The sequence below is a fragment of the Campylobacter sp. US33a genome, from assembly GCF_004378855.1.
In the GTDB taxonomy this organism is placed as follows: domain Bacteria; phylum Campylobacterota; class Campylobacteria; order Campylobacterales; family Campylobacteraceae; genus Campylobacter_D.
In genome coordinates, this window is record NZ_RYYL01000046.1 from 1 (window position 1) to 320 (window position 320).

Below are 320 nucleotides of genomic sequence, written 5' to 3' on the forward strand. Positions count from 1 at the left end.
GCAGGAATTCTTGGATCAAGGAGTTTATCAAGCTTATGTCTTTTATAATACCATTCTAGTTTTTCAGGGGTAAAATATCTTGGTGCATTAGGATAGCCTTGAGGAGGAGTGAGGGCTGCTAGTTTGGCAGTTAATATCATAGAATCTATTTTTAATTGTGCATCATTCCAGTCATTTGGAATATCATAACCATAAGCATTAATCATACCATTAGAATACCCATCCATATAACGATCAAATTCTCTTCTGCTTTCATAAGTAGAATCTACATCCCTTGGATCTTTTATCTTACCCTCAACTATATCACTTCTTAAGGCTTT

General features: G+C 34.7%; 1 pseudogene. It reads right to left on the reverse strand.

Going from position 1 to position 320, the window contains the following annotated elements:
* Positions 1-320: pseudogene (locus tag ELQ16_RS09835) on the reverse strand (hypothetical protein); the annotation flags it as partial.